The sequence below is a fragment of the Streptomyces sp. NBC_01669 genome, assembly GCF_026339735.1.
In the GTDB taxonomy this organism is placed as follows: Bacteria; Actinomycetota; Actinomycetes; order Streptomycetales; family Streptomycetaceae; genus Streptomyces; species Streptomyces yanii.
Window position 1 is genome coordinate 7173684 of the sequence record NZ_JAPEQG010000001.1, and the last position, 17400, is coordinate 7191083.

The window sequence follows — 17400 nt, forward strand, 5'->3', positions numbered from 1 at the left end:
GTGCCGAAGAATTCCTATGGGACACCGTAGGAATCAGATCGGGGCACGTCAACGGGGCAGGGCGGTGGCGCGTCGCGGATCCGGTGCGGGGTCGTGACGGAATTCTTCTGATCCGTCGCGCAGAAGGGGTTCCAAAAGTTGAACAATGCTCTACTCTCCGGCACATGTCGTGGACACGAAGACTTCTGGTGGTCCTGGCGGCACTGGCCGCCGCACTCCTCGCGGCCCCGGCCGCCCAGGCGCACGAGGAACGGCCGGTCACCCTGCCCGACGGGTCCGGCAGTGTCCCGGTCCACCGCGCCGGCGAACCCGATCTGCTGGTCTGCAAGAGCGACCGCGCCGACTTCGAACGCCGGATATCCGGCTTCCCGGCGAAGCTCCGGGCACGCAACCTCGAACTCTTCGACCGGTGCCTGAAGTCCGGCTACCGCCATCTGCAACAGGCCGTCGACAAGGTCGGCAGACCCGGCATGAACATCGCGATTCTGCCCGGCCTGTACGAGGAGGAGCCCTCGCTGCCCAGGCCGACGGGGGAGTGCGCAAGGCTCAAGGCGCCCAACTCGCAGCTCGGCTACCAGATCCTGTCGTACGCGCAGCAGAAGCAATGTCCGCACAACCAGAACCTGGTGGCGATCCTCGGCAAGAAGCAGCTCCAGATCGAGGGGACGGGGGCGGAGCGCACCGACGTCGTGATCGACGCCAAGTACCAGAAACTCAACGCGATTCGCTCGGACGGCTCCGACGGCATCTACTTCAAGAACTTCACCGCCCAGCGCACGACGTTCAACTCGCTGTACGTGCTGGCCCAGGACGGCTTCGTCATCGACGACGTCCTCACCCGGTGGAACGACGAGTACGGCTTCCTGACCTTCGCCAGTGACCACGGGCTGTACAAGAACTGCGAGTCGTACGGCAACGGCGACTCCGGCATCTACCCCGGCAGCGCGTCGGACATCAATGACGGATACGGCTACGACGTGCCGCGCTACTCGATCGAGATCACCGGCTGCCGCAGCCACCACAACATGGTCGGCTACTCCGGCACCGCGGGCGACTCCGTCTACGTCCACGACAACGAGTTCGACCACAACATGGGCGGCGCCTCGATGGACAGCGCCTTCCCCGGCCACCCCGGACTCCCGCAGAACCACGCACGCTTCGAACGCAACCTGATCCACGACAACAACGCCGACTACTACCCGTACGTCGCCGACGGAACCTGCGCCAAACCGCCCGTCGAACGCGGCTACGAGGACGGCGTCGTCTGCCCGCAGATCTCCATGCCGCCGGGCACCGGCATCATCACCGCGGGCGGCAACTGGAACATCTACGAGAACAACTGGATCTACGGACAGCGGCGTGCCGCCTTCTTCCTGAGCGCCGTCCCCGCCTTCATCCGCGGCGAGAGCGCCCTCGCGAAGCAGGCCGACACCTCGCACCACAACCGGTACGCGAACAATCACCTCGGCACGGACAAGGCGGGCCGCTCCCGGCCCAACCGCACCGATGTGTGGTGGGACGGCCAGGGGGACGGCAACTGCTGGCAGTCGGACACCGGACCGTCCACACCGCGCTCGCTGCCCGCGTGCGGGGCGGCGCGCGGCGCGGTCTCCGTCCGCACCGACCGGCTGGTGGGTGAACCGGTCAAACTCGCCCAACTGCTGGTCTGTGCCGACTACAACGTCCAGGCGCGTCGGCTGCCGGCCGGCTGCGACTGGTACGGCGCACGCGGCATCGAGCGCATCGAGGTGCAGATCGCGCTGGGCGTCGCCCTGGTGCTCGCGCTGGTCGGCGGGGTGCTTTGGTGGCGCCGCCTGCGGCACAGCCGGCTCGCCACGGCGGCCACCCTGCTCGGCGCGATCGGCCTCGGGCTGGATGTGGCCGGTGCGACGACGGGCCTCGCGTCCTCCTATCTGCCTGCGGTGGCGCTGCTGCTGACCGGGGCGTGGTGGACCGGCATCGGGCTCGTCCTGCGCGGCGGGCGGCCCGGACTGGGCTGGACCACGATGGTGCTGGGCGTCCTGACCCTGCTCGACGCCTTCGACAAGGCCGTCCTGATGATCCCGTGGATCCCGATCGGCCCCGCCTGGGTACGCGGCCTCCTCGGCGTCATCTGGGTGGTGTGGGCGGTGGCCGCCTCGGCGCGGCACGGGGAACGGGCGGTACGGAAGAAGGCGGACCCGGAGCCGGACGCGGACACGAACCCCGATGCGGCGGACACGCTGGGCGACGACCGTGCGGGGGCCGGTGCCGGTGCCGGTGCCGGTGCGGGCGCGGGTGCGGGAAAGGATTCGGGACACGGCGCGGGTTCCGGACGCGGTGCGGATTCCGGGCAGGACACGGATTCCGGGTCCCACCGGGGCTCCGGGCGGGACGGGGACCGGTCATGAGGCGATCTCCCCGCCCGCTGCGACTCAACAGGCTCACGTCGCTCACATCGCGCACGGCGTTCCCCCGGCTCGCCGTCGCCCTTCTCACCGCAGGCGCCCTCGTGTGCGGTGCGAGTGCCTGCGGTGGGCGGCCCACCACCCACCACAGGCCCGGCACCAGTCATGAACAGGCCGGCGGCAACGTCGGCCGGCTCCTCACCGCGGACGACGGATCCGGGCACCGGCTCCGACAGGTCGAGGCCACGGGCGCCCCCGCGGTGACCGTCGCCGTACGGCCGGACTCCGAGGACGGATGGAACGTCCATCTCTCCGTACGGAACTTCAGATTCAGCCCGGACAGTGTCGGCGGCGCGGCGCTCCTCGGACGCGGCCACGCCCGGCTCTTCCTCGACGGCCACCCCCTGGCCCGGCTCTACGGCCCCTGGTACCACCTTCCCGACTCCCTCGTCCGCGAGGCGGGCGGCGGCCGCACCCTCACGGCCCGGCTGTACGCCGACGATCACACAGCCTGGGCCGTGCACTCCACACCGATCCAGGCCACCACGCCTCTCACCACCACTCCTTCCGCCGGCACCCCCGCCGCGCCCCGCCCCGACCGGACTCTGGAGATCGTCATCTCTCACGGCAAGGTCAGCCCCGCCCCCGGCCGCACCGAGCTCAGGAAGGGGCAGCGCATCGAGCTGCGTGTCCGCACCGACCGCGCCGACACCCTCCATGTCCACGGCTACGACAAGGAGGCGCGCCTGCCCGCCGGACGGACCACCACCCTCACCCTCACCGCCGACCACACCGGGCTCTTCGAGGTCGAGACCCATGAGTCCGATCTGCTCCTGACCCAGCTCGTCGTACGGTGAGCGTCCTCGCCCACGGCATCGGCTCCCGGCACGACCTGCCGCTGTCCCCCTTCTACGCGTTCGCCGGTGCCTTCGCCGCGCTCTTCGTCTCCTTCCTCGCGCTCGGCCTGCTCTGGCCCGCCTCCCGATTCCGGGGCGACCGGGCGGGCCGCCCGCTTCCGGTCCCTCTCCAACGCCTCGCCGACGCCCGCCCCACCCGTATCGCCGCGCGCGCCGGCGGCCTGGCCGCCGCCCTGTTCGTCCTCCTCCATCTCCTCCTCGGCCCGGACGGTCCGGAGCGCAACCCGGCCGCGGGCGCCGTCTACGTGCTCCTCTGGGTCGGGCTCGTCCCCGCCTCGCTCCTCCTCGGTCCCGTCTGGCGACTCCTCAATCCCCTGCGCACGCTCCACCTCCTCGTCTGCCGCGCACTGGCCCGCGACCCGGCCACGGGCCGCCCCCTTCCCGTACGCCTCGGTCTGTGGCCCGCCGCGGCCGGACTCCTCGCCTTCACCTGGCTCGAACTCGTCGCCCCCGACCCCGCGTCGTCCACCGCCCTCCTTCTCTTCCTCGTGCCGTACGGCGCTGTCCACCTCGCGGGCGCCGCCCGCCACGGCGCCCGCTGGTTCGACCACGCCGACGCCTTCGAGGTCTACTCCGGCCTGCTCGCCCGGCTCTCCCCCCTCGGCCGCCGGCCCGCCGACCGCCGTCTCGTCCTGCGCTCCCCGTTCAACGGACTCGACGCCACCCCGCCGACCCCCGGTCTCGTCGCCACCGTCTGCGTCATGCTCGGCTCCACCGCCTACGACGGCTTCTCCGACGCCCCCTCCTGGATCACCTCCGTCCAGACCTCACCCCTGGGCCGCACCACCGCGGCCACGCTCGGGCTGCTCGCCGCCGTCGCCCTCGTCGCCACCCTCTATGCCCTCTGCGCCGGTGTCACCCGGCTGATCTCCGGTCAACTCCGCCACCCCCTCACCGTCTTCGCGCACTCGCTCGTCCCGATCGCCCTCGGCTATCTCGTCGCCCACTACTTCACGCTCCTCGTGACCGAAGGGCCACACACGGTCATGGTGGCACTCGGTACTGACACTTCCGTCCCGCCGGAGCCGCCCCTGGCCCCCGGCGGCATCGCCACGCTCCAGGTCGCCGCGATCGTCGTCGGGCACGTCCTCGGAGTCGTCGCCGCCCACGACCGGTCCGTGCGCCTCTTCCCGCCCGCCCGCGCCGTCGCGGGGCAACTTCCCCTGCTGGCACTGATGATCGCGTACACCATCGGGGGGCTGACCCTGCTCCTCGCCTGACCGCAGGTCCGCACCCGCCCGTCCCGCAGAGGGGAGTCACGGCATCATGGAGCCCGTGCCCCATGCGAATACGAACCTCCGCCGCGCCCCCGTGCAGCAGCGCAGCGCCGAGCGCCTCGCCCGGATACTCGACGCCTGCGCCGAACTCCTCGACGAGACCGGTTACGAGCAGCTGTCCACCCGGGCCGTCGCCGCCCGCGCTGAAGTCCCGATCGGCTCCGTCTACCGGTTCTTCTCCAACAAGCGCGCCCTCGCCGACGCCCTGGCCCGGCGCAACCTGGACAGTTACGCGGAGCGCATCACCGGTCGCCTGACCGCCATCCCGTCCGCCGACTGGCGCGGCGCCATCGACGCCGTGCTCGACGAATATCTGGCGATGAAGCGTTCCGTCCCCGGTTTCGCCCTCGTCGACTTCGGCGCCCCGGCCCCCGTGCACGACCCGGCCTCCGACGCCAATCACCGCGTCGCGGAGCGCCTTGCCGAGCTGCTCTCCGGCCATCTGGGGCGCACCGCCGACGAGGACCTGCTCCGAACGATCCTGGTCTGCGTCGAAGCCGCCGACGCGCTCCTCCAACTCGCCTTCCGCACCGATCCGTCGGGCGATCCGGCGATCGTCGCGGAGACCCGCGTCCTGATCCAGGCGTATCTGGCCCGGGTCCTGGACTGAACCCGGTACGCACCACACCGCACCGCACGGCACCGGTCCGCGCCGCAGGGGACCGGACCGCATCTCACCGCACCTCGCGAAAATCCGACGGGACCTCCCGCCCGCCAATATCGACCCGACAACACCTCCCCACCATGCGTACCGGTCGGTATGCTCGGCGGTGCTTGCCCACGTTCGCGCGCCACCGCAGTCGCCGCCCCGGGGAGGGCCCATGTCGCACGACTCCCGTACCACCCGTACCGCCCTGCGCATCTGCCCCCTCTGCGAAGCCACCTGTGGACTGACCCTGACCATCGAGGGGACACGGGTCACCGGAGCCCGCGGCGACCGGGACGACGTCTTCAGCCGGGGTTTCATCTGCCCCAAGGGGGCGTCCTTCGGCGGCCTCGACGCCGACCCCGACCGGCTGCGCACTCCCCTCGTCCGCAAGGACGGCGTGCTGCGGAAGGCGAGTTGGGGCGAGGCGTTCGACGCGATCGCCGCCGCACTGCCCCCGCTCACCGAACAGCACGGGCAACAGGCCGTCGGCGTCGTCCTCGGCAACCCCAATGTGCACACCATGGCCGGCGCGCTCTACCCGCCCGCCCTGCTCTCCGCGCTCCGCACCCGGGCCCTCTTCACCGCGAGCACCCTCGACCAGATGCCCAAGCATGTCTCCAGCGGACTGCTTTTCGGCGACCCGAATGCCATCCCGGTGCCCGACCTCGACCGCACCGACCATCTGCTGCTCCTCGGTGCCAACCCGCTCGAATCCAACGGCAGCCTCTGCACCGCCCCCGACTTCCCGGGCAAGCTCAAGGCGCTCCGCAAGCGCGGCGCCACCCTCACCGTCGTCGACCCGCGCCGCACCCGCACCGCCCGCCTCGCCGACCGGCATGTCGCCATCCGCCCCGGCGCCGACGCACTCCTTCTGGCCGCGCTCACCCACGTCCTCTTCGAGGAGAAGCTCACCGACCCGGGCACGCTCGCCGGCCATCTCGAAGGGCTCGACGACGTAGCCGAAGCCGTCAGGGAGTTCACGCCGGAGGCGGTCGCCGAGGCGTGCGACGTGGACGCGGTGACCATCCGTACGATCGCCCGGGAACTGGCCGCCGCCCCCACCGCCGCCGTCTACGGGCGCATCGGCAGCTGCACCGTCGAGCACGGCACCCTCGCCAGCTGGCTCGTCGACGTCCTCAACATCCTCACCGGCAACCTCGACCGCCCCGGCGGCGCCCTCTTCCCGCTCTCGGCCACCGCCCGTGCCCCGCGCACCGCCGCCCCCGGCAAGGGGTTCACGCTCGGACGCTGGGCGAGCCGGGTCTCCGGACATCCCGAGGCCAAGGGCGAACTGCCCATCGCCGCCCTCGCCGAGGAGATCGAGACCCCGGGGGAGGGCCGGATCCGCGCCCTGATCGTCCTTGCCGCCAACCCCGTGCTCTCCGCCCCCGACGGCGACCGTCTGGACCGCGCCCTCAGCGGGCTCGACTTCATGATCAGCGTGGACCCGTACCTCAACGAGACCTCACGCCACGCACATGTGGTGCTGCCCCCGCCCCCGCCCTCGCAGAGTGCCCACTTCGACTTCGCGTTCAACGCCCTCGCCGTACGCAACCAGGTCCGCTACACCCGTCCCGCCGTCCCACTCGCCGACGGTCTGCTCGGCGAGAGCGAGATCCTCGCCCGGCTCGTCCTCGCCGTCTCCGGGATGCACGGAGCCGACCCGTCCGCCGTGGATGCCATGATCATCGACCGGGTGCTGGCCAAGACTGTCGCCGACCCGCACTCGCCCGTCCACGGGCGCACCCCCGCCGAACTCGCCGCCGCGCTCACCGGAGGCACCGGACCGGAGCGGCGCCTCGATCTGATGCTCCGCCTCGGCCCGTACGGCGAAGGCTTCGGCGCCGACCCCGAGGGCCTCACCCTGGACCGGCTGCTGGCCCACCCGCACGGCATCGACCTCGGCCTGCTCCGGCCCCGCGTCCCGGAGGTCCTGGCCACCCGCAGCGGACGCATCGAACTCCTCCCCGCGCCGATCGCCGCCGATCTGCCCAGGCTCCGCACCGCCCTGGCGACCGAACGCGGGGCCGACTCGCTCGTCCTCGTCGGCCGTCGCCATCTGCGCTCCAACAACAGCTGGATGCACAACGTCGCCGCGCTGCGCGGCGGCTCGAACGTCTGCACCCTGCAGATGCACCCCGAGGACGCGGCCCGGCTCGGACTGGCGGACGGTGCCTTTGCCACGGTCACGGCGGACGGTGGCGCGCTGACCGCGCCCGTGGAGATCACGGAGAGCGTGCGGACCGGAGTGGTGAGCCTCCCGCACGGCTGGGGGCACGACCGCCCCGGCACCCGGATGTCCGTCGCGGCAGCCGCCCCCGGCGTCAACGTCAATCAGCTCCTCGACGGCACCCTGCTCGACCGCCTGTCCGGCACTGCCGTGCTCAACGGCATCCCCGTCGCGGTGGCACCAAGCCATTGACCTGGGGTTTTGCTCGTATTGCTCGCATGTCAACGTCTTGTTAAGGCTGCGAGTCGCGCCCTAACGTCATCCGCACCGCCGACTCCGGTGGGAGTTCAAGGGTGAACGATAGGTATCCCACATGCTGACAATCCTCGGCTTTGCCATGATTGCGACCTTCCTGGTCCTGATCATGATGAAGAAGATGTCGCCGATCGCGGCGCTCGTCCTGATCCCCGCACTCTTCTGTGTCGCCGTCGGGCAGGGCGCCAAGCTCGGTGACTATGTGATCGACGGCGTGGGCAACCTCGCGCCGACCGCCGCGATGCTGATGTTCGCCATCGTCTACTTCGGTGTGATGATCGACGTCGGCCTCTTCGACCCGATCGTCCGCGGCATTCTGCGCTTCTGCAAGGCCGACCCGATGCGGATCGTCGTCGGTACGGCGCTGCTCGCCGCGATCGTCTCGCTGGACGGCGACGGCTCCACCACCTTCATGATCACCGTCTCGGCGATGTATCCGCTCTACAAGCGCCTCAAGATGAGCCTGGTGGTGATGACCGGTGTCGCCGCCACGGCCAACGGCGTCATGAACACCCTGCCCTGGGGCGGCCCCACCGCCCGCGCCGCCACCGCCCTGAAGCTGGACGCGGGCGACATCTTCGTCCCGATGATTCCGGCCCTCGGCGTCGGACTGCTCGCGGTCATCCTCCTGGCCGTCGTCCTCGGCCGGCGCGAGCGTAAGCGGCTGGGCATCCTCACCCTCGACGAGGCCATCGTCCAGGAGCCCGAGACGGTTCTCGTCGGTGCAGGCGCCGGAGCCGGTGCAGGCGGCGGCAGCGACCGTACCCGCAAGAACTCCGGCGGAGCCGGTACGGGCACGGACGCGGAGCACACGGCGGCAGTGGCGCACGACGGCGACGCGGACGACGAGGGCTTCAAGGGCCTCGACCCGAACCGCGCCACCCTGCGGCCCAAGCTCTACTGGTTCAACGCCGGTCTCACCGTCGCCCTCCTCACCGCGATGATCATGGAACTGATGCCGATCCCGGTGCTCTTCCTGCTCGGCGCGGCCCTCGCCCTCACCGTCAACTTCCCCCACATGCCCGACCAGCGGGCCCGCATCGCGGCCCACGCCGACAACGTCCTCAACGTCTCCGGCATGGTCTTCGCCGCCGCCGTCTTCACCGGTGTGCTCTCCGGCACCGGCATGGTCGAGCACATGGCGGACTGGCTCGTCGGGGCGATCCCGGACGGCATGGGCCCGCACATGGCGATCGTCACCGGCATCCTGAGCATCCCGCTCACGTACTTCATGTCCAACGACGGCTTCTACTTCGGCGTCCTCCCCGTGCTCGCCGAAGCCGGCGCCGCCCACGGTGTCTCCCCGCTGGAGATCGCCCGCGCCTCCCTGATCGGCCAGCCGCTCCACATGTCGTCCCCGCTGGTCCCCGCCGTCTACGTCCTCGTCGGCATGGCGAAGGTCGAGTTCGGCGACCACACCAGGTTCACCGTCAAGTGGGCCGCGCTCACCTCACTGGTGGTGCTCTGCGCCGGACTTTTCTTCGGGATCATCTGACCCATGGACCACACGGAAGGGCCCGGCAGAAGCTGGCTGCTGCGCCTCGTCATCGCCTTCGCCTTCGCGCAGGGGGCGGTGTCGATGGCGCGGCCCGCCGTCTCCTACCGGGCTCTTTCGCTCGGTGCGGACGAACGCGCCATCGGCGTGATCACCGGGGTGTACGCGCTCCTCCCGCTCTTCGCCGCCGTCCCGCTGGGGCGACGGACGGACCACGGCCGGTGCGCACCCCTGCTGCCCCTCGGCGTCGTCCTGATCGCCGGCGGCTGCGCCCTCAGCGGTACGGCGGGCTCCCTCCCGGCGATGGCCGCCTGGAGCGGCGTCATGGGACTCGGCCATCTCTGCTTCGTGATCGGCGCCCAGTCGATCGTCGCGCGTCAGTCCGCGCCCGCCGAACAGGACCGCAATTTCGGCCACTTCACCATCGGCGCCTCCCTCGGCCAGCTCATCGGGCCGATCGCCGCCGGGTACGTGATCTCCGAACGTGACGGCCTCCTGGGCCGTACGAGCGCACTCGCGCTGGTCGTCTCCGCGGCCGTCGCCACCGCGTCGTTCGTCTCGCTCCGGCGCATCGAACACCGCACCGCCCCGGGCGTCCGAGCCCCGGCGCCCGCCGCGAAGGTGCCGGTCGGCCGCATCCTGCGCACCCGGGGCGTCCCGGCGGGCATCTTCATCAGCCTCGCCGTGCTCTCCGCCACGGACATCCTCACCGCGTATCTGCCGGTCATCGGCGAGCACCGCGCCATCGCCCCGGCCACCATCGGTCTGCTGTTCAGCCTGCGCGCCGCCGCCACCATCGCCTGCCGTCTGGTCATGACGCCGATGCTCCGCGTACTCGGCCGCACGGCACTGCTCACCACGACCTGCCTGCTGGCCGGACTGCTCTGCGCGGGCATCGCCCTGCCGGTCCCCGTCTGGGCGCTGGCCACGATGCTCGCCGTGCTCGGCTTCTGCCTCGGAGTCGGCCAGCCGCTGTCGATGACCACCGTCGTCCGGGCCGCCCCGCCGGAGGCCCGCTCCACCGCCCTCGCCCTCAGGCTGACCGGCAACCGCCTCGGCCAGGTCGCCGCCCCCGCGTCCGCCGGTCTGATCGCCGGGGTGGCGGGCACCGCCGCGCCGTTCGTGATGCTGGGCGTGCTCCTGCTGGCGGCGGCGGGACTGGGGGTACGGGGCGGGCGCGCCCCCGGGCCCGCCGACGACACGGTCCCTGCCCGGCCGGTGCCCCGGCCCGAACAGCCCTCGACGAACCGGAACCTCACCTGACACTTCCGGCTCACAGGCCCTCTTGCGCCTCAACCTTTGCGCGAGTCATTCCCACCATCCGGGGCAGTGGGCTAATTTCAGCCCACTGCAGCGCTCCCCACCGCTCCACCTCACCATTGCTCCCGGGCGGAACCACATGACTCGCGCGATCTCCCTGCACAACGTGAGCAAGACGTACGGACGGGCCCAGCGTGCCGTCGACCGCTTCTCGCTCTCCATCGACCCGGGTGAATTCGTCGTCCTGCTCGGCCCCTCGGGGTGCGGCAAATCGACCGTGCTCCGCATGATTGCCGGGCTGGAGGAGATCACCGAGGGCGAGCTGCTGCTCGACGGCGAGCCGTCCAACGACGTGGCGCCCCGCGAACGCGGCATGGCCATGGTGTTCCAGAACTTCGCGCTCTACCCGAGCATGACCAACCGGGCCAACATCGGTTTCCCGCTGAAGCTGCAGAACCCGCGCCAGGACAACACGGAACACGTCGAGAACACGGCCAGGATGCTCGGCATCGAGAGCGTCCTGGACCGGTATCCCGGTCAGCTCTCCGGCGGCGAGCGCCAGCGGGTCGCCATGGGCAGGGCCATCTCGCGCCGGCCCTCCGCCTTCCTGATGGACGAGCCGCTCTCCAACCTCGACGCGAAGCTCCGCAACCATCTTCGGGCCGAAATATCACAGCTCACCAGGGAGTTGGGCGTCACCACCGTCTATGTGACGCATGATCAGGCCGAAGCGATGTCGCTGGGCGACCGGGTCGCTGTGATGCGCGGCGGACGGCTCCAGCAGGTGAGCCCGCCCCGCGAGGTCTACGCCCTGCCGGAGAACGTCTTCGTCGCCGCATTCATCGGCACCCCCCGCATCAATCTCCTCCAGGCCGTCGTGCACGCCCCCCTCGAAGGGCGCATGTCGATCGACCTCGGCCGCCAGCGGCTGCCGCTGCCCGAACCGCTCAGCCCCGACCACCAGTTGCTCCGCATTCAGCAGGGCCGCCAGATCATCGTCGGCCTCCGCTCCGAAGCGGCCAGGATCGCCCCGCCCAGCCGGGCCCGCCCCGGTGAGGTCGCGCTGAGCGGCATCGTCGAACACGTCGAGTACCAGGGCCATGAGGCGCTCGTCCATTTCAACACCGGGTCGCGTCCCGCCGTGGTGCCCGATCTCGAATCGGCCCGCCCCGGCAGGGCCGTCCCGCGCCGCCGCCGCGCCGGTGGCGGCGGCGGTGGCGGTGGGGTCGGCGTACTGGAACGGCTGAAGGAGCGCGCGACCGGCCACATCAGCGGCCCCGTCGTCGCCCTCGACGAACCCGGCCCCGACACCGACTTCCCCGCCCCCCGCGGTCCCGACCGCCCCGCGATCACCGCCGGCGACCTCGTCGTCCGTACCGGTCCCGACATGCGACTGCGCATCGGCGGGCAGGTCCCGCTCCTGATCGACCTCGCGCACCTGTACGTCTTCGACCACCACGGCCGCCGGATCTGCCCGCTGCCGAAGGAGATCCCGGGGCTCGACGTCTGAGCCGTACCGCTCCAGGGCCTTGCCTTCGGGGAAGGCCCTGGAGCGGTACGTTGACCTCAAGCCGGGTCGAGGTCGTACGTTCATTCCATGAGCATGGAAGCCACCGCGTGGACGCAGCTCCACAACGTCATGAACGCGCAGCAGGACCGACGACCCTTCGACCGAGCCACTCTGCGGCGCATCGCCGCGTTCGCCCGACCGCACCGGCGGCGGGTCGCCCTGTTCCTGCTGCTGAGTGTCGCCACGGCACTGCTCGCGGTCGCCACCCCCGTCCTCGCCGGCCGCGTCGTGAACGCGATCGTGACCGGCAAGGAGGAGGGGACCGTCACGCGGCTGGCCGTGCTCATCGCCGTGATCGCCGTCGCGGAGGCGGGACTCGGGCTGGTCAGCCGCTGGCTCTCGGCCACCCTCGGCGAAGGGCTGATCCTCGACCTGCGCACTGCGGTCTTCGACCACGTCCAGCGCATGCCGATCGCGTTCTTCACCCGCACCCGCACCGGCGCGCTCGTCAGCCGTCTCAACAACGACGTCATCGGCGCCCAGCGCGCCTTCAGCAACACCCTGTCCGGCGTCGTCAGCAATGTCGTCACGCTGATGCTCACCCTCGGCGTCATGCTCAGCATCTCCTGGCAGATCACCGCACTCGCCCTGGTGCTGCTGCCCGTGTTCGTGCTCCCCGCACGCCGGATGGGTACACGGATGGCGAGACTCCAGCGCGAAGCCGCCGCCCACAATGCGGCGATGGGCACCCGGATGACCGAGCGCTTCTCCGCTCCCGGCGCCACGCTCATCAAGCTCTTCGGGCGGCCCGCCGACGAGTCCGCCGAATTCGCCGCCAGGGCGGGCAGGGTGCGCGACATCGGTGTCCGTACGGCCATGGCCCAGTCCGCATTCATCACGGCGCTCACCCTCGTATCGGCGCTGGCACTCGCCCTGGTCTACGGGCTCGGCGGGTTCTACGCGCTGCGCGGGCAGCTGGACGCGGGCGCCGTCGTCGCCCTGGCCCTGCTGCTGACCCGGCTGTACGCGCCGCTCACCGCACTCGCCGGGGCGCGCGTCGAGGTGATGAGCGCGCTCGTCAGCTTCGAGCGGGTCTTCGAGGTCCTCGACCTCAGGCCCCTGATCGAGGAGAAGCCCGATGCGCGGACGGTCCCGGACGGTCCGGTCTCCGTGGAGTTCGACGCCGTGCGCTTCGGCTACCCGTCCGCCGACAAGGTCTCCCTCGCCTCGCTGGAAGACGTCGCCACCCTGGACACCCGCGGCGGCGCCGAGGTGCTGCGCGGGGTCTCGTTCCGCGCCGAACCGGGCCAGACGGTGGCCCTCGTCGGATCGTCCGGCGCGGGCAAGTCGACCATCGCGCAACTGCTGCCCCGGCTGTACGACACGGACGAGGGCGCCGTACGCATCGGTGGCATCGACGTACGCGACCTGTCGGCCGACACCCTGCGTGACACACTCGGCATGGTGACCCAGGACGGCCACCTCTTCCACGAGTCGGTCCGCTCCAACCTTCTCCTCGCCCGCCCCGAAGCCACCGAGGAGGACCTCTGGGACGCCCTGCGCCGCTCGCGACTGGACGGGCTGGTCGCCTCGCTGCCCGACGGACTGGACACCGTCGTCGGTGAACGCGGCTACCGGCTCTCCGGCGGCGAACGCCAACGGCTGACCATCGCCCGGCTGCTACTGGCCCGCCAGCGCGTCGTCATCCTTGACGAGGCCACCGCCCACCTGGACAACACCTCCGAAGCGGCCGTCCAGGAAGCCCTCGTGGAGGCGCTCGAAGGACGCACCGCGGTGGTGATCGCCCACCGGCTCTCCACCGTACGGGCGGCGGATCTCATCCTCGTCGTGGAGAACGGCCGGATCGTGGAACGCGGCACCCACCAGGAGCTGCTGGCGGCCGGCGGCCGGTACGAGGAGCTGTACCGCACCCAGTTCGAGCGCCCCGGCGCCGAGCCCGCCGGTCTGGGCTGACCACCCCTGAGTCAGTCGGTCGTCCAGTCCGTCCCACGGGCCTGATCCACCGCGAACGCCCCCGCCGGATAGGGGAGTTCGGCCGCAAGTGCCGCTGCCCGGTCGAACTCCTCGCGTGCCTCCCGCTCGCGGCCCAGCGCCGCGAGCGCCGCCGCATGCACCGTACGCGCCTCGGTCAACGACAACCGCTCGCCGACCTCCTCGGCGCGTACGATCTCCGCGGCAGCCAGCCGCACCGCCCGCTCCGGCTGCCCCGACAGCAGCTCCGCCCAGGACAGCAGCGCGGCCGATCCGGGTCCGTTCCCGTCGGTCAGCAGAGCGAGGGCTTCCTGCGGGCGGCCCTCGCGCACCAGGAGCTCCGCCTGCGCCGCCCGTACCTCGTGCACCGCCTGCCGGTCGCCCTGCGCATCGGCCACCTCCCCGGCACGGGTCAGCAGCTCCGCCGCGCCCGTCTCACCGGCGCCGATCCGGACCCGGGCCAGCGCGGCCAGGGCGTACGGAGTGCACCACGCGGCTTGCCCGCCGGTCTCCCGTACCGCCGCCTCCGCATGTTCCCGCGCCTCGCCGAACTCCCGCAGCAGCAGATGCAGTTCGGCGAGGTTCGCCCGCTCGAAGGCGACTGCCGTCGGATCCCCGGTGTGCTCGGCGAGCCGCAGCGCCCGCTGCCCGGAGGCGACCGCCTCGGTGAGCCGGCCCGACCGCCGGGCATGTTCGCGCAGCACGGAGAGGACGGTGGCCAGCAACTCCTGGTCGCCGTACGCCTCGGCGTGCGGCAGTGCCAGATCGGCCGCCGGACGGGCCTGCGCGAACCGGCCCGCGAGCCCGAGCGAGGTCGCCTGCATCCCGAGGGCGCGGGCCAGTAGCCCCCGGCGTTCGCTGCCCGGTATGGCGTCCGCGGCTTCCTGCGCGGTACAGGCCGCGGCGTGCGCCGACTCGTACCGGCCGGTCACGAACCGCAGAACCGCCGCCGCCAGATGGTGGGTCGCGGCGGCCAGCGGCGGGGTGCGCGGACCGGGCGGATAGGTACGCAGCAGATCCTCGCCCTCGTCGGTCCCGCGGTACTTCACCAGCACCTCGGTCAGCCGGGCGGCGGCCAGGACCTGTCCGTCCTCGTCGCCGCGCCGCACCATGTCGTCGAGTGCCTCGCGCAGCACCGCCGCCGCCTCCTGGTAGCGGGCCATCCGGCGCAGCACGGCGCCGCGGTCGATCCTCGCCTGCGCCGCATCGGCGGCCAGCGCGTCGAGCCGGGCGGTGAGTTCGGCGTAGTAGCGGTCCGCGGTGTCATTGGCGCACAGGGCTGCCGCCCGCTCGGCCGCCTGTCGCAGATAGTGGGTGGCGCGGGGGTCGTCGGCGCGGGTGAGGTGTGAGGCGAGGGTGTCGACGGCGTCCGGCCTGCGCCGCAGCACCGCCTCCGCGTAGGCCGAGTGCAGCTGTCGGCGGCGGGCCGCGGACAGCCCGTCGTAGCAGGTCAGCCGGACCAGTGGGTGCCGGAACGCGAGACCGGGCAGTGGCCGCCCGCCGACCACCACGGTCCGTTCCGTCATCACCGACGCCGCGACCGCCGCGTCCACGGCATCCGTCGCCTCGGCGGACGACAGCGGCGGATGCAGCCCGTGCTCGGCGACATCGAGAACCTCGGACAGCGCGGCGCCGCCGCCCGCCACGGATACTGCCTCCACGACCCGCCGCACCGCGGGTCCCAGCCGTGCCAGCCGCGCCGCCACGAGGTGACGCACGCCCTCCGGGGCACTGAGCGCGGCGGGGTCCGCGGCTTCGTGGGCGGTGCGGGCCAGTTCCAGGGCGAAGAGCGGGTTGCCGAGTGACAGCTCCCAGACCCGCTCCACATCGGCCCTGGCCCCCGCGTCCCGGGCGACCGCCAGGCACGCGTCACGGTCCAGTCGCCCCAACTCCATGGAACGGGCAAGACCTTGGCGCACCAGGGTGTCCAGCACCGTGCGCCGGGGATCTGTCGCGGTCAGCTCCTCCGCCCGGTACGTCACGGCGAACCGCCAGTCCGTGCGCGTGGTCACCGCCCGCCGGGCCAGATGGCTGAGCAGCTGGTACGTCCCCGTGTCGGCGGCGTGCAGGTCGTCCAGCACGAGCAGCACCGGGGCGGTCGCCGCCAGATCGCCCAGCAGTCCGGCCGCCGCCCGGAACAACCGGTCGCGCTCCTCCTCGGGACTGCGTTCCGTGCCCATCCCGATCTGGCCCAACGAGGGCAGCAGTGAGGCGAGTTCGGGGTACTCGCCGCCGATTCCGGCCCGGTCGGCGGGTGACCGGTCGGCGAGCCAGGCATCCAGCGCCTCGACGAAGGCGCCGTACGGCGTGTGGCCCTCCGCGTCGTGGCCCGCGCCCCACAGTACGGTGGTCCCGGCCTCGGCCGCCCGCCGGGCCGCCTCCGCCGTGAGATGGGTCTTGCCGACGCCCGCCTCGCCGCCGACCAGGTGTACCGGCGGGCCGTCCGTGGCGAGCAGCAGCTCCAGGTCGGCCTCCCGGCCACGCAGCGGGGCCGCGGGCGGTGTGCGGAGAGCTGCGGGCAGGACCGGGGCCGCCGCCGCGCCCACCACTGTGGCCGCCGAGTCGAGGGCCAGGAGGTGGAGTTGCTCCGTTGCCGGGCTCGGGCGCACTCCCAGCTCGGCGTCGAGCGCCTCCCGGCACACGTGGTACTGGCGCACCGCCTGCCGGCGCAGTCCCTGCCGCAGATACGCGTCGATGAGTACCCGATGAGCCCGCTCCTGGGCGGGCGTCGACGCCAGGACCAGCTGCGCGGCATCCGTGGCAGGTTCCGTCTCGCCGTCCGCGAGATACGCCTCCGCAAGGCCCAGCTGCACCCGCTCGCACAGTTCCGAGAGACGCTCGCGCCGGGTCTCGGCCCAGGGTGCGTAGCGGTCCTCGGGCAGCAGCTCACCGGTGAATGCCGCGACCGCGGCGGCCAGTTCGGCCGTACCACCCCCGACGAGCGCGCGCTCGGCCAGGGTCTCGGCGTGGTCCGCGTCGATCCACACCGTCCGGGGGTCCAGCGACAGGAGAGCCCCCTCGCCGGTCAGATACGACGACGCGGCGCGCGGCACGAGCTCGGGCTCGATGGCGCGCCGCGCCGCGTGCAGTGCGACCCGCAGGCTGCCGAGCGCGGACTGAGGATCGGCGTCCGGCCAGCAGATCTCCATCGCCTGCTCGCGGTGGAGGCGGTGTCCCGGGGAAACGGCGAGGAGTTTCACGAGGGCGCGCGCGCTCGGCCGTGGCCAGCGCTCGGCAAGTGGCGCGCCTCCGTCGCGTTCTATCCGGAACCCGCCGAAAAGGTGCACACGCAGCAACGGGGGTATGTGCGGGGGGTGCTCGCCGTGGTCGGCGGTGCGCGCTGCGTTCATCAGGCAGTCACTGTAACCGCCGTTCCCGGGCAGCCCGAAGACCCCCGCGCCACCGTGCGCGGGGGTCTCCAAGGCCGG

The 17400-nt window shown here is 71.9% G+C and carries 10 protein-coding genes; 9 read left to right on the top strand and 1 reads right to left on the bottom strand.

The window, feature by feature from the left end; translation table 11 throughout:
* Positions 1–164: 164 nt before the first annotated feature.
* From OG972_RS32085 to OG972_RS32125, 9 genes are all read left to right on the top strand, one after another.
* The gene (locus tag OG972_RS32085; protein ID WP_266987448.1) at positions 165–2390 is read left to right on the top strand and encodes a right-handed parallel beta-helix repeat-containing protein; all 2226 of its coding nucleotides are present in this window, start codon (positions 165–167) and stop codon (positions 2388–2390) included.
* Complete coding sequence (locus OG972_RS32090; protein WP_266987450.1) at positions 2387–3244, top strand: hypothetical protein; 858 nt, start codon at positions 2387–2389, stop codon at positions 3242–3244. The genes OG972_RS32085 and OG972_RS32090 overlap by 4 nt, the downstream gene beginning before the upstream one ends.
* A complete protein-coding gene (locus OG972_RS32095) occupies positions 3241–4524 on the top strand; it encodes a hypothetical protein (protein ID WP_266987452.1) in 1284 nt (427 codons plus the stop codon). The genes OG972_RS32090 and OG972_RS32095 overlap by 4 nt, the downstream gene beginning before the upstream one ends.
* Positions 4525–4570: 46 nt before the next feature.
* Positions 4571–5191, top strand: a complete 621-nt coding sequence (locus tag OG972_RS32100) for a TetR/AcrR family transcriptional regulator (protein ID WP_266987454.1) — start codon at positions 4571–4573, stop codon at positions 5189–5191.
* Between the two features lie 211 nt (positions 5192–5402).
* Positions 5403–7652 carry a molybdopterin-dependent oxidoreductase gene (locus tag OG972_RS32105; protein ID WP_266987456.1) on the top strand — a complete coding sequence of 750 codons (2250 nt, stop codon included), beginning with the start codon at positions 5403–5405 and terminating at the stop codon, positions 7650–7652.
* A gap of 121 nt (positions 7653–7773) precedes the next feature.
* Positions 7774–9210 carry a CitMHS family transporter gene (locus OG972_RS32110; RefSeq protein WP_266987458.1) on the top strand — a complete coding sequence of 479 codons (1437 nt, stop codon included), beginning with the start codon at positions 7774–7776 and terminating at the stop codon, positions 9208–9210.
* Positions 9211–9213: 3 nt separating this feature from the next.
* The gene (locus tag OG972_RS32115; RefSeq protein WP_266987460.1) at positions 9214–10473 is read left to right on the top strand and encodes an MFS transporter; all 1260 of its coding nucleotides are present in this window, start codon (positions 9214–9216) and stop codon (positions 10471–10473) included.
* A 136-nt stretch (positions 10474–10609) separates the two neighbouring features.
* Positions 10610–11980, top strand: a complete 1371-nt coding sequence (locus tag OG972_RS32120; protein ID WP_266987461.1) for an ABC transporter ATP-binding protein — start codon at positions 10610–10612, stop codon at positions 11978–11980.
* A gap of 87 nt (positions 11981–12067) precedes the next feature.
* On the top strand, positions 12068–13954 hold the full coding sequence (locus OG972_RS32125; protein WP_266987463.1) for an ABC transporter ATP-binding protein: 1887 nt from the start codon (positions 12068–12070) through the stop codon (positions 13952–13954).
* Between the two features lie 11 nt (positions 13955–13965).
* Here the strand turns inward: OG972_RS32125 and OG972_RS32130 are convergent, their stop codons facing one another.
* Positions 13966–17322, bottom strand: a complete 3357-nt coding sequence (locus tag OG972_RS32130) for an AAA family ATPase (RefSeq protein WP_266987465.1) — start codon at positions 17320–17322, stop codon at positions 13966–13968.
* Positions 17323–17400: the final 78 nt, after the last annotated feature.